General features: G+C 51.4%; 32 protein-coding genes and 1 pseudogene. 21 read left to right on the top strand and 12 right to left on the bottom strand.

The window, feature by feature from the left end:
- The first annotated feature begins 63 nt into the window (after positions 1-63).
- Together B1A75_RS03095 and B1A75_RS03090 are read left to right on the top strand one after the other, a co-directional pair.
- Complete coding sequence (locus B1A75_RS03095; protein WP_042379812.1) at positions 64-474, top strand: CotO family spore coat protein; 411 nt, start codon at positions 64-66, stop codon at positions 472-474.
- Positions 475-648: 174 nt separating this feature from the next.
- Positions 649-795: pseudogene (locus B1A75_RS03090) on the top strand (zinc ribbon domain-containing protein); the annotation flags it as partial.
- A 157-nt stretch (positions 796-952) separates the two neighbouring features.
- On the opposite strand, the gene B1A75_RS03085 reads toward B1A75_RS03090, so the two are convergent.
- From B1A75_RS03085 to B1A75_RS03065, 5 genes are all read right to left on the bottom strand, one after another.
- Entirely contained in the window at positions 953-2,524 is a 1,572-nt protein-coding gene (locus B1A75_RS03085) for a glycosyltransferase family 4 protein (protein ID WP_042379647.1), read from the bottom strand.
- A 2-nt stretch (positions 2,525-2,526) separates the two neighbouring features.
- Complete coding sequence (locus B1A75_RS03080; protein ID WP_079935722.1) at positions 2,527-3,621, bottom strand: CotS family spore coat protein; 1,095 nt, start codon at positions 3,619-3,621, stop codon at positions 2,527-2,529.
- 255 nt (positions 3,622-3,876) lie between these two features.
- Positions 3,877-5,031 (bottom strand): glycosyltransferase family 4 protein, encoded by a 1,155-nt coding sequence (locus B1A75_RS03075; RefSeq protein WP_079935721.1) that lies wholly within the window; start codon positions 5,029-5,031, stop codon positions 3,877-3,879.
- Complete coding sequence (locus B1A75_RS03070; protein ID WP_079935719.1) at positions 5,028-5,984, bottom strand: NAD-dependent epimerase/dehydratase family protein; 957 nt, start codon at positions 5,982-5,984, stop codon at positions 5,028-5,030. Before B1A75_RS03070 ends, B1A75_RS03075 begins: the two co-directional genes overlap by 4 nt.
- Positions 5,981-7,264, bottom strand: a complete 1,284-nt coding sequence (locus B1A75_RS03065) for a UDP-glucose dehydrogenase family protein (protein ID WP_042379655.1) — start codon at positions 7,262-7,264, stop codon at positions 5,981-5,983. The genes B1A75_RS03070 and B1A75_RS03065 overlap by 4 nt, the downstream gene beginning before the upstream one ends.
- 143 nt (positions 7,265-7,407) lie before the next feature.
- On the opposite strand from B1A75_RS03065, the gene B1A75_RS03060 reads away from it, so the two are divergent.
- Positions 7,408-7,593 carry a hypothetical protein gene (locus B1A75_RS03060; RefSeq protein ID WP_074043781.1) on the top strand — a complete coding sequence of 62 codons (186 nt, stop codon included), beginning with the start codon at positions 7,408-7,410 and terminating at the stop codon, positions 7,591-7,593.
- 14 nt (positions 7,594-7,607) lie between these two features.
- Here B1A75_RS03060 and B1A75_RS03055 read toward each other — a convergent pair whose 3' ends face one another.
- The 3 genes from B1A75_RS03055 to B1A75_RS03045 form a co-directional block, all read right to left on the bottom strand.
- Complete coding sequence (locus B1A75_RS03055) at positions 7,608-8,690, bottom strand: glycosyltransferase (RefSeq protein WP_079935718.1); 1,083 nt, start codon at positions 8,688-8,690, stop codon at positions 7,608-7,610.
- Between the two features lie 6 nt (positions 8,691-8,696).
- A complete protein-coding gene (locus B1A75_RS03050) occupies positions 8,697-9,692 on the bottom strand; it encodes an aminoglycoside phosphotransferase family protein (protein WP_079935714.1) in 996 nt (331 codons plus the stop codon).
- 161 nt (positions 9,693-9,853) lie between these two features.
- Positions 9,854-10,156, bottom strand: a complete 303-nt coding sequence (locus tag B1A75_RS03045; protein WP_079935712.1) for a hypothetical protein — start codon at positions 10,154-10,156, stop codon at positions 9,854-9,856.
- A 178-nt stretch (positions 10,157-10,334) separates the two neighbouring features.
- Between B1A75_RS03045 and B1A75_RS03040 the strand changes: the two genes are divergently transcribed.
- The gene (locus B1A75_RS03040; protein ID WP_042379660.1) at positions 10,335-10,685 is read left to right on the top strand and encodes a DUF1360 domain-containing protein; all 351 of its coding nucleotides are present in this window, start codon (positions 10,335-10,337) and stop codon (positions 10,683-10,685) included.
- Between the two features lie 187 nt (positions 10,686-10,872).
- Complete coding sequence (locus tag B1A75_RS19760) at positions 10,873-11,010, top strand: hypothetical protein (protein WP_156100166.1); 138 nt, start codon at positions 10,873-10,875, stop codon at positions 11,008-11,010.
- On the opposite strand, the gene B1A75_RS03035 is transcribed toward B1A75_RS19760, so the two are convergent.
- Both B1A75_RS03035 and B1A75_RS03030 read right to left on the bottom strand, forming a co-directional pair.
- Entirely contained in the window at positions 10,994-11,758 is a 765-nt protein-coding gene (locus B1A75_RS03035) for a hypothetical protein (protein WP_042379662.1), read from the bottom strand. The genes B1A75_RS19760 and B1A75_RS03035 overlap by 17 nt on opposite strands.
- 101 nt (positions 11,759-11,859) lie before the next feature.
- Positions 11,860-12,579, bottom strand: coding sequence for a BMQ_0737 family morphogenetic spore coat protein (locus B1A75_RS03030; RefSeq protein ID WP_042379664.1), 720 nt, complete (start codon positions 12,577-12,579; stop codon positions 11,860-11,862).
- Positions 12,580-12,733: 154 nt separating this feature from the next.
- Here B1A75_RS03030 and B1A75_RS03025 point away from each other — a divergent pair, with 154 nt between their 5' ends.
- From B1A75_RS03025 to B1A75_RS19755, 11 genes are all read left to right on the top strand, one after another.
- On the top strand, positions 12,734-13,072 hold the full coding sequence (locus B1A75_RS03025) for a spore coat protein regulator YlbO (RefSeq protein ID WP_042379665.1): 339 nt from the start codon (positions 12,734-12,736) through the stop codon (positions 13,070-13,072).
- Between the two features lie 380 nt (positions 13,073-13,452).
- On the top strand, positions 13,453-13,683 hold the full coding sequence (locus B1A75_RS03020) for a hypothetical protein (protein ID WP_074043779.1): 231 nt from the start codon (positions 13,453-13,455) through the stop codon (positions 13,681-13,683).
- A gap of 27 nt (positions 13,684-13,710) precedes the next feature.
- A complete protein-coding gene (locus tag B1A75_RS03015; RefSeq protein WP_042379671.1) occupies positions 13,711-13,914 on the top strand; it encodes a hypothetical protein in 204 nt (67 codons plus the stop codon).
- Positions 13,915-14,072: 158 nt separating this feature from the next.
- Complete coding sequence (locus tag B1A75_RS03010; protein ID WP_042379674.1) at positions 14,073-14,279, top strand: DUF1657 domain-containing protein; 207 nt, start codon at positions 14,073-14,075, stop codon at positions 14,277-14,279.
- Between the two features lie 95 nt (positions 14,280-14,374).
- Entirely contained in the window at positions 14,375-14,851 is a 477-nt protein-coding gene (locus tag B1A75_RS03005) for a YhcN/YlaJ family sporulation lipoprotein (protein WP_042379677.1), read from the top strand.
- 11 nt (positions 14,852-14,862) lie between these two features.
- The gene (spoVAC, locus tag B1A75_RS03000; protein WP_042379680.1) at positions 14,863-15,342 is read left to right on the top strand and encodes a stage V sporulation protein AC; all 480 of its coding nucleotides are present in this window, start codon (positions 14,863-14,865) and stop codon (positions 15,340-15,342) included.
- Positions 15,342-16,358, top strand: coding sequence for a stage V sporulation protein AD (gene spoVAD, locus B1A75_RS02995; protein WP_042379684.1), 1,017 nt, complete (start codon positions 15,342-15,344; stop codon positions 16,356-16,358). Before spoVAC ends, spoVAD begins: the two co-directional genes overlap by 1 nt.
- Position 16,359: 1 nt before the next feature.
- The gene (spoVAE, locus tag B1A75_RS02990; protein WP_013146042.1) at positions 16,360-16,716 is read left to right on the top strand and encodes a stage V sporulation protein AE; all 357 of its coding nucleotides are present in this window, start codon (positions 16,360-16,362) and stop codon (positions 16,714-16,716) included.
- A gap of 12 nt (positions 16,717-16,728) precedes the next feature.
- Positions 16,729-16,935 carry a DUF1657 domain-containing protein gene (locus B1A75_RS02985; RefSeq protein ID WP_011230357.1) on the top strand — a complete coding sequence of 69 codons (207 nt, stop codon included), beginning with the start codon at positions 16,729-16,731 and terminating at the stop codon, positions 16,933-16,935.
- 12 nt (positions 16,936-16,947) lie between these two features.
- Positions 16,948-17,808: a DUF421 domain-containing protein gene (locus B1A75_RS02980; protein ID WP_042379687.1), complete on the top strand. Its 861-nt coding sequence runs from the start codon at positions 16,948-16,950 to the stop codon at positions 17,806-17,808.
- A gap of 20 nt (positions 17,809-17,828) precedes the next feature.
- Positions 17,829-17,999 carry a hypothetical protein gene (locus tag B1A75_RS19755; RefSeq protein WP_167485718.1) on the top strand — a complete coding sequence of 57 codons (171 nt, stop codon included), beginning with the start codon at positions 17,829-17,831 and terminating at the stop codon, positions 17,997-17,999.
- A gap of 177 nt (positions 18,000-18,176) precedes the next feature.
- Here B1A75_RS19755 and B1A75_RS02975 read toward each other — a convergent pair whose 3' ends face one another.
- Positions 18,177-18,497: a thioredoxin family protein gene (locus B1A75_RS02975; RefSeq protein ID WP_042379690.1), complete on the bottom strand. Its 321-nt coding sequence runs from the start codon at positions 18,495-18,497 to the stop codon at positions 18,177-18,179.
- Between the two features lie 128 nt (positions 18,498-18,625).
- Between B1A75_RS02975 and B1A75_RS02970 the strand changes: the two genes are divergently transcribed.
- The 3 genes from B1A75_RS02970 (at position 18,626) to spoVIF (ending at position 19,451) form a co-directional block, all read left to right on the top strand.
- Positions 18,626-18,862 (top strand): hypothetical protein, encoded by a 237-nt coding sequence (locus tag B1A75_RS02970; RefSeq protein WP_042379693.1) that lies wholly within the window; start codon positions 18,626-18,628, stop codon positions 18,860-18,862.
- Between the two features lie 77 nt (positions 18,863-18,939).
- A complete protein-coding gene (locus B1A75_RS02965) occupies positions 18,940-19,068 on the top strand; it encodes a YjcZ family sporulation protein (protein ID WP_071880143.1) in 129 nt (42 codons plus the stop codon).
- Positions 19,069-19,193: 125 nt separating this feature from the next.
- Complete coding sequence (gene spoVIF / locus B1A75_RS02960; RefSeq protein WP_042379695.1) at positions 19,194-19,451, top strand: sporulation-specific transcription regulator SpoVIF; 258 nt, start codon at positions 19,194-19,196, stop codon at positions 19,449-19,451.
- A gap of 123 nt (positions 19,452-19,574) precedes the next feature.
- Here the strand turns inward: spoVIF and B1A75_RS02955 are convergent, their stop codons facing one another.
- Complete coding sequence (locus tag B1A75_RS02955; RefSeq protein WP_079935706.1) at positions 19,575-19,973, bottom strand: GNAT family N-acetyltransferase; 399 nt, start codon at positions 19,971-19,973, stop codon at positions 19,575-19,577.
- 107 nt (positions 19,974-20,080) lie between these two features.
- Here B1A75_RS02955 and B1A75_RS02950 point away from each other — a divergent pair, with 107 nt between their 5' ends.
- Both B1A75_RS02950 and B1A75_RS02945 read left to right on the top strand, forming a co-directional pair.
- Positions 20,081-21,361, top strand: coding sequence for an IS110 family RNA-guided transposase (locus B1A75_RS02950; RefSeq protein ID WP_079935705.1), 1,281 nt, complete (start codon positions 20,081-20,083; stop codon positions 21,359-21,361).
- A gap of 400 nt (positions 21,362-21,761) precedes the next feature.
- Positions 21,762-22,187: a GNAT family N-acetyltransferase gene (locus B1A75_RS02945; RefSeq protein ID WP_008881761.1), complete on the top strand. Its 426-nt coding sequence runs from the start codon at positions 21,762-21,764 to the stop codon at positions 22,185-22,187.
- Positions 22,188-22,770 lie beyond the last annotated feature (583 nt).

The following is a 22,770-nucleotide window of genomic DNA, read 5'->3' as shown; positions in this document are numbered from 1 at the left end:
GCAATTTTTGAGATCATGGGCATACATATATAAGGTAAGGCAAGCATGGAAAGGGGGATCGATGTGCGGAAACAAAAAGTTGTGGAGACGGAGCCGTTGCTTTACATTGTGCAGCCAAAAGCGATGCGGGCGGCGGCGCATATGCAAGAAACGTTTATGTGGACTAGCCGAATGCAACAGAAAGAGGAAGGAAGTTCCAGCGATGAACAAGGCGGCGAGGCGGAACCGACTGAATTTTTTGCCAAAAAGGAATTCCAAGCGATGGCGCTTGACGAGCGGCTGGCCTTTTTGGCGGAGCTGCCCGACCATTTGCCGCCGCTGAAATGCCAATTTGTCATGAAGGATAAGAGCTATGAAGGCATATTAAAGAAGTGCACGGCGACCGAGTTGACGATCGCCGATGAACAAGGAAACGAAACGGTCATCGGGCGCGCGCAGCTTCTTGCGGTGACGATGATCGGTTTTATGCAGTAATGCCTTCCCTTTCCTGTGTTGAAGCACATCTTTGTCCGAATGCGTTGCGGCGCCGGGAAAGGGATGGTTATGGTTTGTTTCCCTCATTTGCTGTGGGATTGTATTCTCATTTTTATCATCTCGAACCGAGAAGACCCCCACTTCCACGCGTGAGCGTAAGTGGGGGATGAATGGTGCTCATGCTGCGGGCGCCGGCAGGCCGACGTGAAATCACTGCATGTCCGCGAATGGGTGTGTCCGCACTGCGGGGCAGTACACGACCGGGACGAGAACGCCGCCCGGAATATCTTGAATGAGGGGCTTCGTTTGCTGTCTTCGTAAGGCAGCCAAACCGTGGGACGCACGGGGATGGCTTGGTGAATCATCTGCCGTAGGGCAGGTGTTCCCAAGAATCTCCCGCCTCTAAGCGTAAGCGTAGATGGGGGAGCGTTCAATTTGGATGTCCGTCATTTTCTTCGTTGGCGATTTTCGATTCGTGTTAGTGTGAACTTGCAAGAGTAAAATGTTTTGTGTCATGTTTCGCTTGAGCTTGGTTGCGGTTCAAATGCGTTTTAGGCGACGCGTCCAGCGTTTGTTGGTTGCCGCTTGTAATTGTAAAAGGTTTTGTGCGGCGGCCGGTTTGGGTCTGTTTAGGAGCCGGGGCGCTTTTCACGGGTTCTGTTCGCTCTGCCGCAGCTTCTTTTTGTTTAGCTGTTTGTTGATTGTCTTCCATTGATGTGGCACGCTCTTTTTTGGCTTTTCCCTTTTTCGTTTTGTCGGATGACGCTGCCGCGTTCTTTTTCGAGTGGACTTTTTCTTTTGTATCCGCTTTAGGGGTTGGCAGACTCAGTTGTTCCGTTGCATCTTCTTTCAACGGTTCTATTGTCATGCCGGCTGCTTGTTCTTCACTCACTACAGCTTGTTCTATTTTCTCCGCCTGCTCCCAAACTTCCAATAACTCGGAAGCGACTCGCTCCCAATGATACATCGAACCAGCAAGCTGCCTGCCTTTTTCTCCCATTCTTCTCATCAAGGATTGATTCGATAATATTTGGGCAATCTTGTCGGCAAAATCACTTGGGTCCTCCGGATTTTCTACGATAAGGCCGTTTTCATTGGCGAAAATGACTTCCGGATTGCCGCCTCTCGCGGTCGTTACGATCGGAAGGCCTGCTGCCATGGCCTCGTAGTGGACGCGCGCCAACGGTTCCTGCCATTGCGAGGTGCATACGAACAAATCGGCTGCCGCAAACCAATTTTGGATTTCATTCGGTGCGACAAAGCCTGTCGTGACAACGGGGACAGGCATTCGTTTCGCCAGTGCTCTTACATATGCGACATAATCAGTAATGTCATTTTCACTAAACCAGTTGCTCCCGACAATCACCAGGGCTAAGTTTTTAAATTTTTTTGCCAGCTCCGGCAATGCTAGAATGAGTTTATCGACCCCTTTATTGCGCGACAGCCTTCCGGCGAACAAAATGACCGTTTTGTTTTCCAACCCATGTGCCCGCCGAATGTCGTTGCGTATTTTTTGCATTTTTGGATGATTTCCCGGCAAAAATCGTTCGCTGTCTACTCCAGAATAAATCGTGCGCAATTTTGGCGATGCCTGCGGATATAGATTGCGGATGACATTGCCGATATAATCGCTCACTGTTACGATGTAGGCCACTTCTGCGATGGCCGCCGCGGCTTCTTCTGGATCGATTTTTTCCGGTTGAAACATATCGTTGTGCATGCTTAACGTAATTTTGGCGTCGGGCGCTGCCTGTCGGATGGGCAGAACAAGGCGGGGGCGGTTAAAGATATGGATGAGATCGAACTTGTTCGCTTCCACATAACGAACAACGTTTTCTCGGTATATTTCAAATATTTTTCCAGGTACGCGCACGTAGTGAACGCCATGGATCGTTTCTTGCTCGGGAAGCGACGAATCGTTGATGCCTAAAACGGTAATATCATGGAATTGGCTTACATGTGGAAGAATGCCGGAAATATACGTTTGAATGGCCCCGCCTAATAAAGGGGGAACGGGGAGTTTTTCTGTACAAACCATCAAAATCCTCATATTTATTCCACTCCTTTCCAGTCATTTCTGATTTCTTCCAATACAGGCCACTTCGACTGGTCGGTTTCGACAATCGTTTCAATTAACTGTGCTGTTTGTTCATTGAGAAAGATTTCCGGTTCATAGACGACTTCTTTCATATTTTTATAAAATTCGTTTGGCATGGCCAAGTCAATCATCAAAAGCTCGTATAATTCAGGTGTGATTGGATTTGCTTCATGGTACGCTAGAATCATTTCCCGCACCCATGTTGCATCCCATTTGTATAAATCCGCCATTGTGCCGCTAATGAGCTTTCGTAAATCACGAATCGGAAGGTCAAAGGCAACTCCGTCAAGATCAATAATCCACATTCCGTCCGCTCCCATTTGGCCGTTGGACCAACCGTAGTCTTGGTGAACCAATCCCCAATGAGCCGTTCCTTGCTTGACGAATTCAACATAGCTGGATTGCAGGAATCGTTCCATGCCTTTTCGCGCCTGTTCTTCAAATCGATCAACTGCATCGAATAACGGCGCGCTTGCCGGCATTTCAGGATAGTATTTGGCAATGTTCCGAAACCAGCCCATTTTCGTGATCATTTTTTCATAGTTTTTTGGCCATTTGTGCAGCCGCGAAGCCATTTCCGCCTGCTTCGGGGGGACATACCCTTTGCTTAGCCGATGGAATTCACCAAGGGCATAACAAAGCTTTCTTGCTCCTTCCAAATCCTTTGTAACCGGCGTCAACGGTTCAATCCATTCCGCCACAAACCATAGTTTTCCTCCCGCTTCCACATAATTTTTTCCGTCCTTTGTTTTTACAATCGGCGGCACTCTTGCTTTGCGCACTTCCACCAAGTATTCCTGTGCGCCGAGGCTGAATAAACTTCTCGTCGGTCTTCGATGCAATAGCTTCAAACTTTTCGGGCCTGATTTTGTTTCGAGCTTCCAAATCGCTCCTCCTTTGTCTGGTTTTGTCGTGATGATTTGCATGTTTTGAACGGATAAATCGTAGTTTTTCAGCACTTCTTCTGCCAGCTGGATAATATACTCAGGGACAAAAAATTCATGGGTCGTTTCATCGACGAGCCATGGTTCAATAACGATGTTCTTCACGCTATCCCTCCTGTCGGGTATTTGGGAATGGACTAAGCGAAATATGTGTGATTGCTACTAGGATATGTATTGAGAAAGAAATTGGACTGGGTAAGCTCATTAAATAGAGGATATTTCCCGAAGCCTCTGCAGTTTGACGAACTGGGGGGCGGCGAAAGTGTGACGAGTGGGGATAGATGCACAAGGAGCGGCATGGTTGATTTCATCGGAGAAAGAGAAAAAGGCTGTCCCGAAAACATTTCTCTTAGACAGCCCTTATTGGTTTGGGGAAAGGGAGGAACATGCTTCGATATAAACCGTTTCAAACCGCTTGGCCACATGGTGGAATTGAAATTGCTGTTCAACGAGCGTTCTTGCCTTTTTCGCCATGGTTTCCGCTTCATGTTTGTTTGCAAGCATGTAATCAATCGCTTCAAAAAAAGCGTGCGGGTTTTGGTAGTCATCGATGACAAAGCCGGTCTCGCCGTGGCGGACGATTTCTGTGTTGCCGCCGCGGTTGGTCGTCACGACCGGAATGCCGGCGGCCATCGCCTCATAATGGACGCGGGCGAGCGGCTCATGCCATTGCGAGCTGCATACAAACACATCGGCCATTAAGAGCAGTTTGGGGATATGACTGTACGGAACGTAATTCGTAAACAGAACGCGATCGGCCATCGGCGCCGCGAGCTCATGAAGCCAGTCGATGTATTCGCTTCGTCCGGTGTCGCCGAACCATTTTCCGCCGACGATGACAAGCGCTGCCTCGGCATGGCGAGTCAAAAGGGATGGCAGACATTGAATCAGCAAATGCGGTCCTTTTGTTTTGCTGAGCCGGCCGAGAAACAGCACAACTTTTTTATCGGTGAGTCCGTACGCTTGGCGCTCTGCCTGGCGGATGCGCTTGCCTTCTTCCGTCCAGACGGGGATGTATTGGGCAAGATCGACCCCGGAATAAACGACTTTTACTTTCTGAGGATCGATTGGGTAACGGTTTGTCACCGTCCGTTTGATGTATTCACTGACGGCGGTCAGCAAGGTGCAGGCGTCTAGCGCCCGCTTCGCCTGCTCTGCTGTGATTTTCAGCGGCGAAAACATATCGTTATGGAGACTCAGCACAAAGGCGCTTTGCGGGGCCGATGTACGGTAATCCAAAAGCGGAATGGGACGGTTGAAGACGTGGACGACATCAAATTTGTACGCAGCCAGCGCACGTGCCACATCCGTTTCATATGTCGGCTTCGGAAAACGGATGTAGCGGATGTTTCCGTTTGTCTCTTCAGGCGGCAAAAGCGGGTCAGCGATCGAAAAAATCGTCAGCTCGTGGCGGCGGGCGATCAACGGAGCAATCCCGTCGATCATCACCTGAATGGCCCCGCCCCGCACTGCCGGGGCGGGCAGCTTTTCCGTGCATACATAGGCGATTTTCATGAATGCTCATCCTCATACAGCGAACGGATGTATTCGATCTCTTTTTGTAGGCCGTCCTCAAGCGTTACAACCGGCTTGTACCCGAGCAGCCGCTCCGCTTTTGCCAAGTCGGCCCACGTTTGTTTCGGCTCTCCGCGGGCGGCGGGGGTATACTGAATGATCGCTTGTTTTCCCGTCAGCTTTTCAAGCAGACGGATCACCTCATTGACCGATGCTCGTTCTTTTCCGCCGATATTGATCGTTTCTCCAATGACGCCATCCCGCTCGAGCGCGGCGATCGTTCCATCAACGCAGTCAGAAATATAGGTGAAATCGCGCGATTGTGTCCCGTCGCCGAACACGGTGAGCGGTTGTCCAGCGAGCAGCTGGCGGATGAAGCGGTGAAACGACATGTCCGGGCGCTGGCGCGGGCCATAGACGGTGAAATAGCGCAAAATGACGATCGGTACGGCGAACTCGCGAAAATAGACGCGGCATAAATGTTCGCCGGTGAGCTTCGTAATGCCATACGGGGAGAGCGGGATCGGTTCGAGCGTTTCCGACAACGGACCGCTCCGCTCGCCGTAGACGGATGAGGTCGAAGCGTAGATGAGCCGTTTGAGCGGCCGGTCTTTGCACGCCTCAAGCAACCGCTGGGTAGCGGAAATGTTGTGTGCAGCATAGGCGGCAAACTCCGTCCCCCAGCTCGTTCGCACGCCGGGCATGCCGGCTAAGTGGTAGACCGCTTCGACGTTTTGCAGCAAGGACGGCAAATCGGCCGTCAACAAATCCAGCTCAAGAAAGGTAAACCGTGGATGAGACTGCAAATGGGCAATGTTGTTCGCTTTTAGCGGCGCCGGCGTCGGTCCGAGAAAGCCGTCGACGCCGATCACATGATGCTCGTCGTTTTCGAGCAGTTTTTCGCATAAATGGGAGCCGATAAATCCGGCCGCACCGGTGACGAGAATGTTCACGGGCGCCCCACCCCCATGTAGCGCAAACCGCTTTGTTCGACTGCATGGCGGTCCAAACAGTTTCGACCGTCAAACACGAGCGTCCCATTCATCGCCGCTTTCACTTGCCCCCAGTCAAGCGTGCGGAATTCGTCCCAATCGGTGGCGATGACCAAGCCATCCGCCTCTTGGATCGCTTCGTGCACCGACTGGACTTGAGTGACGCGGGCGATCGGCTCCGAGAGCGTTGCCTTCGGGTCGTAGGCGGCGACCGTGCAGCCGTTTTCACTCAATCGGCGGATGAGCGCTTCAGCGGGGGAAAAACGCGTATCGTCTGTATTCGGCTTGAAGGCGATGCCAAGCACGGCGATCTTTTTGTCCGTCAATGGGGCAAGTTGCTCATTGAGTTTTTGGAAGCAAACGTCAAGCTGGGTGGCGTTGACGGTCTGCACTGCCTGCAGCAAATGCGGCTCCACTTGGCGTGAGCGCGCCGCATGTTCGAGCGCTTTGATATCTTTTGGAAAGCAAGATCCTCCATAGCCGAGGCCGGCCCGCAAAAAGTGCGGGCCGATGCGCGGGTCGAGGCCGATCCCGCGGGCGATGTCATTGACATCGACGGCAAACGCATCACAAATGCGCGCCATTTCGTTAATAAAGGAAATTTTGGTCGCCAAAAACGCGTTGGCGGCGTATTTGATCAGTTCCGCGCCGGCCAGGCTCGTTGTGAGGTAAGGGGCATTGATGCCGGTATACACCGCCTGCATGACGGCAAGCGATTGGTCATCATCCGGTTCGAGTCCGACGACGATTTTGTCCGGGTGAAACATATCGTAGACAGCCGACCCTTCGCGCAAAAACTCTGGGTTGGATACGATGCGGAACAACTGCGGTTTCACTCCTTTGCGGATGAGCTCGGCGCGCATCCATTCATTCGTCCCCGGCGGGACGGTGCTTTTCGTGACGATCGTTTTGTACGATTCGATCGTCGTTGCCAAGCGGTCGAGCACCGCTTCAATATAGCGTAAGTCGGTGCCGCCGTCGGGCCGCGGCGGGGTGCCGACACAAATGACAACGACGGCCGCCCGTTTGATATCATCCCAGCGGCCGCTGAACGTCAGATCATTATAGTTTTTGATAATCAATTCTTCGAGCCCTGGCTCATAAAACGGAACTTCTCCGTTATTGAGCAGGCGGATTTTCCGTTCATCATGATCGATGCAATGCACTTCATGCCCAAGTTCAGCAAGGACGGCTGCGGTGGTCAGTCCGACGTAGCCAGCGCCGATGATGCAGATGTTCATGCTAATAGGCCTCCTTCGCGAAATCTCCGGCTTTTATAGCGTATTAATGGACAAGCTTCGTTTGCTACATGGCAAGCGCCTAAAACGCTGGAAATGGTGCGGCCTATTTTCGTCGGACAACCTTCCCCGTCATTCCGAAGCGAATGCGATATGACAAAGGGGAAGCAAAGGTCAAAAAAGCGATCATCCCCGCGGCTGGATATGGGACAAGAAGCTTGCTGGCAGCAGGAGAGGGATGCCAAGGGAAGCTCATTGCCGGAACGCGGTTTGACATCGGTACGGCTGACGGGTACATGGCGCTTCTTTCCGCTGTTTGGAAAGGAAAATAAAAACCAGGTGCAAATCACCTGTTTTTTTTTGTCAGCCAATCATACAACCGTTCTTGCTCTTTAATTTGCTTGGCGACATCAAACTGCTGTTCGATCACTTTGCGCGCCCGCTTGGTAAACGCCGGGATTTGCTCCGGATGTTCCAAAAAAAACCGGATGCCGTTCGCCAGCTCGTGATCGTCTTTTTCCGGCGCGAGATATCCGGTGCGTTTGTGTTCGATCAACTCGGGGATGCCGGCGTGATTCGTTGAGACGACCGGCAGCCCGCTTGCCATCGCCTCTTTCAACACGTTGGGGATGCCTTCGATGTCTCCATCAGAAGCGGTCTCGCTCGCGAGGCAAAATAGATGAGCATGCTCCATTTCGCGAGCGATCGAAGCGGCGTCCATGGCGCCAAGCAGATTGACAAACGGGTCGAGCCCCAACTCCTTGACAAGTCGGCGGATGTTTTCTTCCTCTTTGCCGCTGCCGATAATGCGGAGGCGGCAGCGCGGATGTTTTGCATGCACGTGCCTAAAGGCGCGCACGAGCGTTAAAAAGCCTTTTTTCTCGACGAGCCGGCCGATCGAGAGAATGATGATGTCTCCGTTCTCAGGAATCGTCCGCTCTCGGTACGGAAATAAATCGAGCTCGATGCCGCCATAGAGGACATGAATTTTTTTCGGCGGAAAGCCTAGTGTGATCAGTTCATTGGCGAGGTAGCGGCAGACAGGAAGAAAGAGCGCCCCGTGCTGTTTGAGCAGGCTGTACCGTTTTTGATTGCGCCGCAAGCTTTGATGTTTCGCCGATCCATCGCGGCCACGGATGCTGACGACAAGCGGAATGCGATGGGCGATGCAAAGCGGGAGAATTTCGACGGCATGCTTTCCATGGTGAGCGTGAATGGCGACAATATTTTGTTCTTTGGCGAAGCGGCCGAAATTATCGATGTCGTTGAGGTGATAATAGTTGATGAGAGGAAACGGATGGATGCCGTCATCGGCGAATGACCCGATCATGATCGGGCGGTATTTTTTTAAATGAACCATTTGGTTGTAAATAAAACGTTGATTGATTTTCATTTTTTCATGAAGAAAGTGGGCGATCGTTTGTTTCATTTTTCTCTATCCCTCGCTTTTGAAAAAATCGGACAAGAATGCGAATTTTTTTGTTTCCTGTTCGGCGAGGCGGGTGAGCAAGTTCAAGGACGATGGGCTGTTTACCGCCCGCTTTTGCTTTTCTTGGCCGACCGTTTCGCTGTAAAACACGTGCGGAAACATGGCATCAGCCAAATAGACACTTTTGTATGGAGCATACAGGGAACAAACGGAGAAATAAAGGTCAAATAGCAGCTCCGTTCGTTTTACTGCATCGTTTTTCGGGTTTTTCGTCAAAGAAATAAGCAAAAAGCGAAAATCATCAAGCGGAAGACCATAGTAGGCGAGGTCAAAGTCGATCATGATGACTTCGTGGTTTTCCGCCAATAAAAGGTTGTTGCTGTTGTAATCCCCGTGGCAAATGGCCTTTCGTTCTTTCGCTGTGCGGCAAAAATCAGCTAGATTGCTTTTTTCAAGCCATGCATAACTTTGATTAGCGATCCGGGCCATCTGTTCCATTATATGAGAAAGAGTGTCACCATGATCGATGGCCTTTGCCTGCTCCTCTAACTGTGCTGCTTTTTGCCGATGCGCACTCAGCACGTCTTTCGGCTCCGGAAACGATGAAGGGCAGGGGCCGATCCAATCGGCAAACAGACTGTGAGCATGAAAGCGGGCGAGCCCTTCGATCCGTTGTTGGAAAGAGGGCTTCGTTCCGCTTGGGACGATGTAGTCCATCAAATAGTAGTAATGGCCTTTTCGGTGGATGTAATATTGGTCTGTTTTCGTTTGGAAGATTTTTGGGACATGAAATCCTTCTTGGTACAGCTTTGAATGAAGCAAAATCGGAAAATTCGTTTTGTCTTCGCTCAGCCGTTTCAGCACGTACCGTTCCCTCGTTTTTTTGTTTCGCACAAGCCATACTTTTTCTTTTTTCAGTTCCTTCATGATATCGACTTCAGTTCCAGTCAGGTCGTAACTGCTTAAAATGTCAAACAACAAGCGAGATCGTTTCGAAGCCAAGATCAGTTCCTCCTAGCATCCATTGTCGATTAGTAAAAGTGTATGTAATACGAGAAGAGAATGTATGGACAAGCGCACTAGTCAATGAGAAAACGGCGCCGCCAAAAAAATAAGCGCCGACCGCGCTGGTTGGCGTCAGCCGGCTGTGCTTTCTTTCTTGGTTATTCTTCCTCGTCATCCGAATCAGCGGATGAAGCCGGCCGCATGGAAACAGGGAGATCGATTGCGGTGATTGTGGTTGCATCGATCGCAAGGGAGCGCCCCCCGTCTTTATAAAAGCGGTCAACCAACAGTGAGACGTTGTTCGTCCGCGGCTCGAAGCCGAGAAAAAGCGCATTGTAATGCGTCTCGTTGGCGGTGTGCACGTTAACCTCAGTGTTGAGTGGAAGCGCGGCCAGCTGTTCGTAAAGAGCACGGGGAAGGCGGGGTCGGGTTGGGCGTCGGTTGAAAAAGACATGGTACATCGCGTCGCCTCCTTTCTTGTCCCTTGTGTTAAAAACCTATACTCCATCATATGATTGGCGTAGGAGAGCGTTTGGGTAAACGTCCGCGCCAAAGAGAATTCGCTGGCTGCCAAGTTGGAACGACAAGAGGCAATCGGTTTTTTTTGGCGGTCATGACCGACGGAAAGGGGAGGGGAGCATGGACGATCCGTTTTCATTTGTCCTTCTTTGTTTAGCCATCTTTCGCCTGACACGGCTCATCGTATATGACACGATCACCGCCTGGGTTCGCCGTCCATTTCACGAATGGACGGAGCAGGAACTTCCGGACGGAAGCAAACAAGTATTTCTTTCTTTCAAGGGCAACGGGCTGCGTCGCTGGTTTGGCGAACTGCTGAGCTGCTACTGGTGCACGGGGATCTGGTGTGCGGCGTTTTGTTACATTGGCCTGACTCTTTGGCCGAACGTTTTTGAGCCGCTCATCGTGCTTCTAGCTATTGCCGGCGGGGCGGCGATCATTGAGACGATCGTCAGCAAATGGCTGACGTAAGGAGAAAGGCGGCTATTGCAGTCATGACACAGCCGATGAGGGATGCCGGCGGGCGTCGTTTTGGTCAAAAAAATGGACAGCGAACCGCTCTTGCTGATTGGGCAACGTTCGCTGAAGGAATGGCCGTAGGTGTGGATGGAAGCCGTCGTCAGCCGGTGATGCAAAAACAGCCGCGAAGCTTGTCGGGATGCTGTTGACGGAAGGAAACGCCCAACCGCTATTGTCTGAAATCACGGAGGCCGGCCCAAACCGGCCGGCCAAAACAGCAGGTGCGCCGCTGGGCGGCATGAAGGCGGAAAACGAGCGGGTCACCATTGAATGGTGATATGGTTGGCGGCAGGAACGCCCTTTGGAAGTTCCGCGCAATACACGAACCCATCAACCGTCAATGAGCGGGTGCTGCTGGACGGGCGAACAGTGATTTCAAACTGGGAAAAGCGCCGCTCCCCGCCTGGTTCGAGCGGGGCGTCATAAAGCGGGGCAAGCCAGTATTCCCCGCTTTGCCGCACTTTTTCGCGCCAGTTTTCTTGGGTGAACGTCCAGCTTTCCGCGCTATTGGAGATCAGCGCTTCCTGCTCGGCCTGCACGCTGTTTGGCAAAATGATTTTCCCGCTGAGCACCGCTGTTTTTGGAGGCGAAAGGCGGAGGCAGATAATCAGATGGTGAAGCGGCGCCGTTCCGTGATTGCGAATGATGAAATCGCCGATGATGGTCAGCTCTTCCTCGTCAAGATGCGTCGGAACGATGACAGAATAGTGAAACAGCGCCAACACTGAGGCAGTTTGCTTAAGATCGGACGTTGGCGCCCGCTTTGAGACATTGTGCTCTGCTTCTTCCAAAGCGATTTCACATAAGAGAAGCTGGCGTTCCAAGGCGGCGATTTTTTTCTTGTACGTTTCAACGTTGGTTGTTTCTGCTTCACGCAGCTTCTCTTTCAAATAGGCGCTGCGCATTTTTTCCTTGGCCAACTCGGCCTCCAGCTGTTGCACTTGTTGCCGGTATGAGGCCGCTTCTGACCGGTAGTGGATGATTTGTTGCTGCAGACGGAGATGTTGGTCGTTTTTGTTTTTCATACGGTTTCCACCCCTTCCATTCTCATCTTATGTATCCATTGCGGGCGCATGCCATATAAAAAAGGCTGTTGTTGGAACAACAGCCTGAACGGTGCAGGACGCTACATGGCCGGGAATACGTCCGGGCATTGCGGCGGGAACTTGGTTGTCGGGCAAAGCACGGCTTCGGCCAATTCTTCGCGCGGTTGGCAGAAACGAGCTTCGACTTCGATTTTGACGTCAGCTTCCACTTGGACTTCAAGGCATAAGGTGATGGAAACATCAAGCTGAGCAAAGTTGTCTGTGCAGACTAAGCTCGTGTCGCATTCGAAGAACGAAATATGGCAGTTGAGCTGCGTGCCTTCCGGGGCGCACAAGATGAACGTTTGTGCTGTAGCGAACGGAATTGGCTTCGATTGGCAAATGACCGTGCCGGTTGGGCTGACAATTTGCACGACGACATGCCCTTTGACGAGCGCTTTGACCTTTTGCAGCGTCACCGTTTCCCCAGAAGGAAGGGTGACGTTTACGGACTGCCGGCCGTTTGGCTGCGTAATTTCCTGGCAAATCAATGCGTCCTGGTCAACGACCGAGTCGATCGGGTTTCCATCGGCGTCCGTCAGGAAGCAGCGGATCGTCAAGTGTTGCGGGTTTGTATGTTGCGCTCCCAAAAAATCGCAAATCGTTCCTTCCCGCCGGCAGTGGTCCATCGGGAAAATCGCTTCCAAATCCTCGCCGCTGAAGCTTCGCAATGGTACATCGATTTGGCGCGTCACCCAGTCGTAAATTTTGCGCGTTCTGATGCATACTCTTTCTGTATCGCGACGGTGATGATGACCCATTTTCTTCGTTCCTCCTATCGTTCATTTGTTCCCCAACGCCTGGTGGTTTGGGACTACTGTATACTATGGAACGGCTTAGGTAAATGTGTTGGGACAGATGCGGATTTTTTGTTGGTGGGCGCAGACAACGATGAATCAAAGGGGGAGATGTCGAATGATGAAAGACAAACACGGGGCGATGAACGCAGAGAGAAGGGGGACGGGTGAACAGCGGCTCACTGAGCGAATTGCTGAACTTGAGCGCCGGCTGAAAGAGGTGGAAGCCGAAAACATTGTGTTAAAGGAACTAGCTTACCAAAGCGCCAAGCGCTACGAGCAGCTCAAACAGCTGGCGAAGGAAAATGACGAACTCCGCCGTCAGCTGCTGCAATCTCCATGGATCGAAGAAGCAGGCAAGGTGGATGAGGACGAACGGCCGGACAGCTGGTTTTTCCGCACACTGAGGCAAGAAAATGCCATCATGCCCCGCCCGGAGCGAAACAAAGAAAAATGAGAGGCACCCTTGGCTCACCAAGCCATACAATAGCAGTAGCCGCTCATTTTTCCTCTCGCCGTTAGACATTGTTTGTTTTTATGCCGTTTCGATTAGAGACGAATCGTACGGAAATGGACTTGAACATAAATTGGTTGATCGGCGAGGGCTACACTTTTTTCGGGATGGGGGGATGAGGAATGAAGAAGCCAACTCCGTCGAAACCGGTGACAAGGGTGCTCTCTTCGACAACGCAGCCTGTGCGGCGCCCAAGCGGCTGCGGCTGCGGTCGGCCAGCAGTCATCAAGAAATAACTGAAATCCGTGAGAGATGCCTATACTTCGCTTCGCCTCCTTGCATAGTCTAACAGTGCAACTAGGCGAAAGGAAGGGGGGAAGGGCATGTCGGATCGGAAAAAAGCGAAAGTCATTCATGTCGATAAATTGATCATTCATGCCGATGACATCGTCATTATGCCGCGCGGCCGCATCCGCGATCCATGGTTGTTCCCGCACCGCGATGATGTGGAAATGGAAGCTGCTGAAGATGTGCAGGACCGGGATAAGGAAGAACATGTTGAAGGAGGTCATGATCGAAACGAAGGAGAACGGAGACCGTTCTCGTGGATCTAGACATAAAGCAAATGGGGACGCAAAACGGTGGAGCGTTTTAAAAATTACGGGCTTTGGCTGGCAGTCGGATCGTTTGTCGTGATTGCGCTTGAGACGTTCGGTGTCGACATTGATCTTGGCAAATATGAACAACTGTACCATGCCTTCTTAAGCATTTTGGTGATGGCCGGTATTTTAAACAACCCGTCGCTCGGCCGCGGTTATTCTGACAAAGTTGATAAAAAGTCGTAAACCGTATGGGCGCCTGCAGAAGGCGCCCTTTTCGTGCCCGGAAAAGCTGGAAAGGTGGCAGAACGTCTTGCAGAAAATGACAATTATAATTTGGCGGCAAAAAAACATTCTAAACATTGTCATCACCAATCTTACACCATATAAGGAGGACACGAATCATGACGGTTGCAACACAAGTCCAACAAACATTGGCGGGGTTAAAATCGGCTCAAGCGAGCTTCGAAACGTTTGCTTTGCAAACCGAAAACCAAGCCGCAAAACAGCTTTACCAACAAGCTGCCCAACAAACGCAGGCGGTCATTGATTTGGTGAACTCGCGCATGCAAGAAATTCAAAACGAAGAGCCACAATATAAACAACAATAACCTTCGCCAAGGCGAATGGGATGGTTCAGGCGGGAAGGTTGGCAGCACGCCAACCTTTTCCCGACTTTGCGGAAATACATAAAACGAATGGGTTGATGGAGATGAAAAAATGGTGGTTGGCGGCCGTTGCTGCGATGATTGCAGCGAGCGGCTGTGCTAAGGAAGAAATGGAACAAAAGCAATCGCTGCAAGGAGCGAACTTGCTGAGAACCCAAACGTCCGGGACGGCGAAACATGCGGAGCTTAACCAAGATCCGGCTGAGCGAGCGGCCAGCTATTTGCGCGGGCGCGACGACGTTCGAGACGTGGTGGCGGTCAACAGCGGGGATCGGTTGCTCATCGCTTATCAAATTCCCCATATGAAGCGGTGGAGTCGAAAACAAATTGAGAAAGACATTGACCAAAAACTGCGCGACCTGTTTCCTGGCTATGACGTTGTTTCCTCGAGCGATTTGAAAATTTTTTGGAAGACGAAGGCATTAAAAGCCAACATGGACAATCGACGCTGGGATGAACGAAAAGTCAATCGGGAAATCAGGCGCATTGAAAAGCTAAGCAAAGAGCAAACATAAGAGGTGTCATTATGGCGAATGAAAAACGGAAAAAGCTGACCCCGGTTCAGCAGGAATACCATTTATTCGAAAAAGAGCGGGAAACGAAGCGCCCTATCGTTCGCAACTGTGTTTGCGCGTTTCTCGTTGGCGGAATCATTTGCACGATCGGGCAGGCGATCTCTTATTTCTATATGTACTTCTTTGATTTCACCGAGCAAACGGCAGGCAATCCGACGGTGGCGACGATGGTCTTTTTGTCGATGATTTTAACTGGGCTTGGCGTTTATGACCGGATCGCCCAATTCGCCGGGGCGGGAAGCGCCGTGCCGGTGACCGGGTTTGGCAACGCCGTCATCTCGGCGGCGATTGAGCACCGGACGGAAGGATTTGTGTTAGGCGTCGGCTCGAACATGTTCAAGCTCGCCGGATCGGTCATCTTGTTCGGCACGTTTTCCGCCTTTGTTATCGCCCTTGTCAAAACGATTGCGACCCAGTGGGGGGGATTGTAATGCTGAAAGGGCACCGCACATGGGTGTTTGCGAACAAGCCGGCGATCATCGCAACAGCGGCGGTCGGCGGGCCTTTTGAGGCGAACGGCCGCCTCGCGGACGACTTTGATCTTCTTCACGAAGATTTATGGCTCGGAGAGGAGTCGTACGAGAAGGCGCACCGCGTGCTCATTGAAGAAGCAGCGTTTCAGGCGATGGAAAAAGCCGGCCTGGAGAAAGAAAAAGTGCAATTTTTCATTGCCGGCGACTTGATCAACCAAATGACCCCGACGAACTTTGCCGCCCGGACGCTCGGCATGCCGTATCTCGGTGTTTTTGGCGCCTGTTCCACCTCGATGGAAGGGCTGGCGCTAAGCGCTTTTATTACGAACTACGGCGGGGCAGACTATATATTAACCGGAGCCTCAAGCCACAATGCCGCCGTCGAAAAGCAGTTCCGCTACCCGACGGAATACGGCGGGCAAAAGCCGCCGACGGCGCAGTGGACAGTGACGGGAGCAGGCGTGGCGATCGTCAGCTCGAAAGGGGACGACGGGCCACGCGTGACTGCGGCGACGATCGGCCGCGTTGTAGATATGGGGCTTGCCGACCCGTTCAACATGGGTGGAGCGATGGCGCCAGCGGCGGTCGATACGATTGAGGCGCATTTGCGCGACATGCAAATCGATGCATCGTATTACGATTTGATCGTCACCGGCGATCTAGGGCGAATCGGCCGCCAAGTCTCCCTTGACTTGTTGCGTCAGCACGGCATTGACATCGATGAAGAGCGCTACCAAGATTGCGGGCTGCTCATTTACCGCGATGGGCAGCCGGTCTTGTCCGGCGCAAGTGGAGCGGCTTGTTCCGCCGTTGTCGTTTACGGGCATCTCATCAAACGGATGCGGCGCGGCGAGCTGAAGCGCATTTTGGCAGTCGCGACAGGAGCGCTATTGTCGCCGCTATCGTTCCAGCAAAACGAGACGATTCCATGCATCGCCCACGCGGTGGCGATCGAGTATGGAGGTGAGGCGTAGCGTGTTGGCTATGTTTTTTTGGGCGTTTGTCGTCGGCGGGCTGATTTGCGTGATCGGGCAAATTTTGATGGATGTGTTTAAACTGACACCTGCGCATACGTTGACGATTCTCGTCGTCGTCGGGGCGATTTTGGATGGATTCGGTTTGTATGAGCCACTCATTGATTTTGCCGGCGCCGGGGCGACGATTCCGATTACGAGCTTTGGAAACGCGCTCGTTCACGGCGCGATGCAAGAGGCGGAAAAACACGGCATTATCGGCGTATTGACCGGCATGTTTGAAGTGACGAGCGCCGGCATCTCCGCGGCGATCGTCTTTGGGTTTATCGGGGCGCTCTTGTTCCGCCCGAAAGGATAGGAGGGATCTTCCATGACCGTTGCTTCGCAGGTGAAACAAACGTTGGCGAGCTTAAAAGGCATTCACGCTGGGCTGCAACAGCTGGCGCTCACTTCCCAGGATGAAACGGCGCAGCGGACGTTTCATGAAGCGATGCTTGCGACAGAGGAGATCATCGCGGACATCAAAGACCGGATCGGCCGGCTCGAGTTCGAAGAGCCGCAATACCACGGAAAGTAAGGAGCATGATCGATGCCTATATGGTTAGAAACCGCCATTCGTTCGATTTGCATTTTAATCGGGTTATTTGTTATTACCCGCATTCTCGGCAAAAAGCAATTATCAAAATTGTCGTTTTTTGAATACATCGTCGGCATTACCGTCGGCGATATCGCTGGAACGATGTCGGTTGATTTAGGGATTTCGTTGCAAGAAGGCATCACCAGCATTTTGATTTGGTCGCTGTTTCCAGTGGCTGTCGCTCGTCTCTCGCTGCGCAACAAGAAATTTCGCGATTTTGTCGAGGGCAATTCCACGGTTTTTATTAAAAACGGCAAAATTTTAGAGGAAAACTTGAAACGGGAGAAATATACGGTTGACGAGCTGCTCGAACAGTTGCGCAAAAAAGATGTGTTCCGCGTCGCCGACGTCGAGTTTGCGGTGCTTGAGCCAAACGGCGACTTGAACGTGTTGCTGAAGCGGGAAAAGCAGCCGCTCACGGTTGGCGACGTGTTCCCAAACCCGCCGCGGGAAAAAGAGCCGCAAACGGTCATTATGGACGGCATGATTTTGGATGAGCCGCTCGCTACGATGGGGCTTGGCCGCGGCTGGCTGAAGGAACAGCTTGACAAGCAAGGAGTGGCGATTGAAAATGTGTTTCTCGCCCAAGTTGATTCATACGGACAGCTGACGATCGATTTGTACGATGATAAGATCCAAATTGCCGAGCCGCAAGAGAAAATGCTGCTCTTGGCCGCGATGAAAAAAGTGCAGGCTGACTTGGAGCTGTATGCGTTGCAGACCGAATCCGAAGAGGCGAAGGCGCTGTATGAACGAAATGCAGCGAAAATGGCAGAGCTTGTGCAAAAAGTTGAACCGCTCTTGCGAAACTGATGACATAGGAGGAAACGACGATGGAAGACAAACGGACAAAAACGACCGATGAGGAAATTCAAATCCAATTGAAAACGAACGACCGCTCCGAGCGGACGCGGACAACCGATGAGGAAATTTCGATTGAATTGATGTTTGACAGCCCGCAGCTGACGCGCCAGCCGAAAGATGATGACGAAATCGAATACTAACGGCGCTCTTTTTTGATCGACAACGCGGTACAGCGAGTCCGTCCTAACGGCAAAATAAGGCTGTCCGAAAACGTTTTGCGGACAGCCTCGTTTTTTTTTTGCGCCAGTCGCCGTCCAAAAAAGCGGACGGCGTTTTTACGTTCATCCGGATGGCTTTCAAAGCAAAACAGGATCGACTTACGCCGGCAGAGACTGCAAAAAGGCGCGCACCTCTTCCGGCGTTTTGGCGTCAGCGCTGTGCAGATGAGCAATTTTTTCTCCGTTGCGGAAGACAAGCAGGCTCGGGATGCCAAGTACCTGGTATTTCTCGCCAAGTTCCGGAAACTGGTCACGGTCGATTTCAAACCAATCATATTGTCCGTAGTCGCGAACGATGTCATCGATGAACATATTGAGGCGCACGCAGTCTGGACACCAAGTCGTATAAAATTTGACGATGGCCGGTTTACCGCCGGAAATGGCAGCTTGGAATTGTTCAGTCGTTTCAATGTTTTTCACGTTCGTTCCCTCCCTTTCATGTTGCCGTTCATCTTTACTTTATCATATGGCGAGGCAAAAAAAGAACGGTGACGCCTTCACCTCGGGCAGTCGTTTTTGCATACAACAGTAAGAAAGGGGGGGAAAGTGTGAGCAAAGAACTGGAAAAGGCGCTCGAAGGTTGGGTTGCGTCGCGCAAAGAAGGGCATGAAACGTTCATCCGGCTGTTTGAACAATGGGGAAAGGACTTTAACAAACAGCTGCAGGAAATCGAAAAATTGAACAATGGATTTTTAAAAAGTGTGCAAGGCAACTTAGACTATATCGAGCGATGGTTTGCGAAGAAGGAGCGGGAATTTGCCGAGCTGTTCCGCCGGTTTGGATGACAAAATGGCCTTTGCGCCCATACGCCTCGCTAAGCCGGTGAATACGATACAGTAAACAGAGAAGGAGGTGCATCATGATGGGCTTCTGCGGCTACGGATTTCCGTATTACGGCTACGGCTATGGCGGAGGCTATGGCGGTGGCTTTGTGCTGATTGTCGTGTTGTTCATTTTGTTGATTATTGTCGGCGCGGCATTTGTCGCCTAACGGAAAAAAGCGAATGGGATACGGGCCGTTTCGGCGCCACGGAGCGGCTCGTATTTTTCTTTCCTTATTGATGCACGCCGAGGCGGGGGCATCATACGATATAGCAGGGAGAAGGAGGCGGAACGATGGATCAGCAATTTTTTAAAAACATCGAAAAGAAAACAGGTGTCAATATGAAAGACGTTTTTGAGCTCGCCAACTCGCTGCAAAACGCCAATTTCAGCGACGAAAAAACGGTGCGCCAAGTCGTGAAGCGGGTGGCGCAAATCGCCAATCGAAAAGTGCCAAAAGAGCTTGAAGACCAAATCGTCAAGGCCATTGTCCATAACGGCAAGCAAATTGATTTCAATACGATCGCCGATATGCTGAACAACAAAAAATAGGCCAAAGGGAGCTTGCGTGCGCACAGCTCCCTTTTTTATCCTCTCTGCCCGAGCAAAAGAAAAGGTGTCTAGGGATCCCCCAGCTCTTGATGCAATGTAGGCGGGGAACGCTCAATCAGCTGGTCATTCGAGCGATTTCACCATCGTGACATGCGGGATGCCGGCGTCCATAAAGACGCCGGAGACGGTCGTGTAGCCGAGCTTTTTGTAAAACGGTTCCGCGTGCGTCTGGGCGTTCAGTTTCGCCGTTTTCGCCCCTTTTGTTTTCGCCAGCTGTTCGATCGCTTCCATCACCATCCGTCCGGCGCCGCGGCCGCGGTAGGACGGCAGGACGCAAATGCGCTCGATTTTGCCGACGCCTTCGTCAATGAAACGGAGTCGTCCGGCGCCGACCGGTGTTTCGCCGTCATACAGGACGAGATGGAACGATTCGTGCTCGAACGAATCCATCTCCTCTTCTTCCGGGACGTTTTGCTCTTCGATGAACACAATCCGGCGGACGCGCAAGGCGTCTTCATACAAGGAGCATTCCCGTTAGGAGCTTTTCCGGGGACTTGATCAAAAAAAGCCCTCTTGGTATGATGCAGGGGTGTCAACCACATCACTCACCATACCAAGGAGGACTTCAGATGAATTGTACACAAAACTATAAAATTGATCAAGTAACCGAACAAACGCTTGTCGTGGGTATTGATATCGCGAAACGAACCCACTACGCCTGCTTCGTGGATGACCGGGGGCGCGTGCTTCGCAAATCGTTCCCGATCTTCCAGTCGAAAGAGGGGTTTCAACAGCTGTATAAAGCGATTCAGGGGGCGATGCAAGCGTTCGGGAAGTCAGAGGTGATCGTCGCCGTGGAGCCGACCGGGCACTACTGGTTGAACCTGGCCTACTTCCTCGAGGAGCACGGGATCCCGTTGGTCATGGTCAACCCGGCGCATGTGTACCGGTCGAAAGAACTTGATGACAACCTGCCGACGAAACACGACGCCAAAGACGCCCTGGTCATTGCCAGACTGGCAAAAGACGGACGATTCCTCGTTCCCCGGCTGCTGCACGAGATTGAAGCCGATTTGCGCGTGGGGAGCACGCTCAAAGAGAAGCTCCGCAAGGAACAGACGGCGGTGAAAAACGCGATCGTCCGCTGGACGGATCGGTATTTTCCAGAGTTTTGGACCGTGTTTCGTGACTTGGGGAAAACGGCGCTTTCGGTGTTGGAGTGGACGCCGCTTCCGGCTGATATGGCCGGCCGGACGGTGGAGGAGCTTCTTGAGGTGTACCGGCAAAGCGAAGGGATGAAATGCCCGCAGAAGGCCAAAATTCAGGCGTTGATCAACACCGCGAAGGACTCGATTGGGGTGACGGAAGGGACAGCGATGGCCCGGTTTGAGATCGCCGCGCTCGTCCGCCGATACCGCCAATTGGAGGCGGAGATCGCTGCACGGGACGCCGAGTTGAAGGCATTGGTTCAAACGACGATGGAGTACCAATGGTTGAAAACGGTCGACGGGTTGGGAGACGCCACGATCATCGATCTGCTGGCGGAGATCGGCAGCTTCGCCCATTATCGGGACCCGCGCCAATTGGTGAAGTTGGCGGGCCTGACGCTCAAGGAGAACTCCTCCGGCCAGCGCAAAGGGCAAAAGCACATCTCCAAACGGGGACGGAAACGGCTGCGATCAGTGCTGTTTCGGGCGGTGATTCCGCTGATTCGGCATAACGAGGCGTTTCGCGAGCTGCATGAGTATTATACGACCCGATCCGTCAATCCGCTGACCGGAAAGCAGTCCATCGTCGCCTTGTGCCGGAAGCTGTTGAATGTGCTGTTTGCGATTTGTACGAAGAAACAAGCGTTTGACGCGGAGCGAATGAAACAGGACGTCTTGTCCCAGGTGCAACGGGCGGCCTAAGGCCTCCCCCCTGCGAACGGAAGAATCGTTGGACAACGAGATGACACCGGAGAAGCTGGCGTGATTTCATCCATTCGACCTTGAGTCCCTAAAGGAGCTTGGCCGGCCTCCGCCTGATGACGAGACCGAACGAGGGAATGTTGGCGCGAAGACGCCCGGAGACATGGGAGGGTTCGTCCTCATCAGCGACGCGGAGATCCAAAGGGTGCATCGAATATGCTTCCCCCCGCGGCAGGAAAATATAACCAGCCGTGGCCGCGAAGCGCACCCTAGGTCTGTAAGATATCCACAAAACTGAAAAAGGATGTAAGGGATTTTGTCGAAAAATATTTTTTGGACACCCCTGAGAGGCCGAAAAGCCTTGATAGATCAACATTTCTAGAGGGAGGTTTTGATTTTTTTGGAACATATAACAATAGCCAAATTGAATGAATTAGATGAGATAGTAAGAATCGATGCGGAAGTTATTGGAGACGAAAGCAGAAGAACATACATAAAGAAAGCAATTGAAGAAGGGTGTTGTTTAGTCGCTAAAGTTAACAGGTCAATTGTTGGTTTTTTGGTTTACAACACTCATTTTTTTGAATGTAGTTTTATCTCATTAGTTGTTGTAAAACCTTCAGAAAGAAGAAAAGGATATGCGAAATCACTAATCAAGTATTTTGAAAATATATCTCCAACGGAAAAGATTTTTTCTTCAACGAATCAATCTAATGAGAGAATGCACAGGGTATTCTTATCACTTGGATATAGTAAGAGTGGTTTTATTGATAATCTGGATGAAGGAGACCCTGAAATAATTTACTTTAAACAACTCAAAAAATAACTCTCTTACTTATCTCCCATGGAAGAACGAATGAACTTCCATCATCTGTGGCGCTACGAAGCGATGCATGGGCGGCTAACGGGTGGAATTAGTTCAATCCAAAATAAAAAAGGTAAGCAAACATATTATACATGACTAATATGTGCTTACCTTTATTTTTTTAGCATTTTTTAATTTTAGGTCTTGATAATTAAACAATGCGTTTTATTTTTTACCTCCTTCCCAAGTACGCTCCTTCCTTTGCCTCACCCCATTATATTTTTGCTTGTTAGGCGCGTAAATTATATAATTTTAGCCTGAATCCGTGATAAAAACGCGTTCAAACTGCTGAGAAAGCTTGATAAATCAACAAATATCACACTTTTTGCTTTTCACTCAATAAGTGAACATCCGAAACTGGGCTAAACCCTTGATATGATTACGTTTTCCGGTGCTTTTGATGAGCTGCTGTCACGGATTCAGGTTTAGTATATATATCCTAATTTTTTCCGTGAAAATGCATGCGCCCCGATGAGTCATTTTCATGCCCGGGTGGAGAGCAAAAATTGCTCATGGAACTTTTCCGTGAAAATGCATGCGCCCC

It is taken from the genome of Geobacillus sp. LEMMY01 (assembly GCF_002042905.1).
GTDB classification, from domain to species: Bacteria; Bacillota; Bacilli; order Bacillales; family Anoxybacillaceae; genus Geobacillus; species Geobacillus proteiniphilus.
Note: the sequence above shows the minus strand (reverse complement) of the source record. Positions and strands in the feature narration are given on the sequence as shown.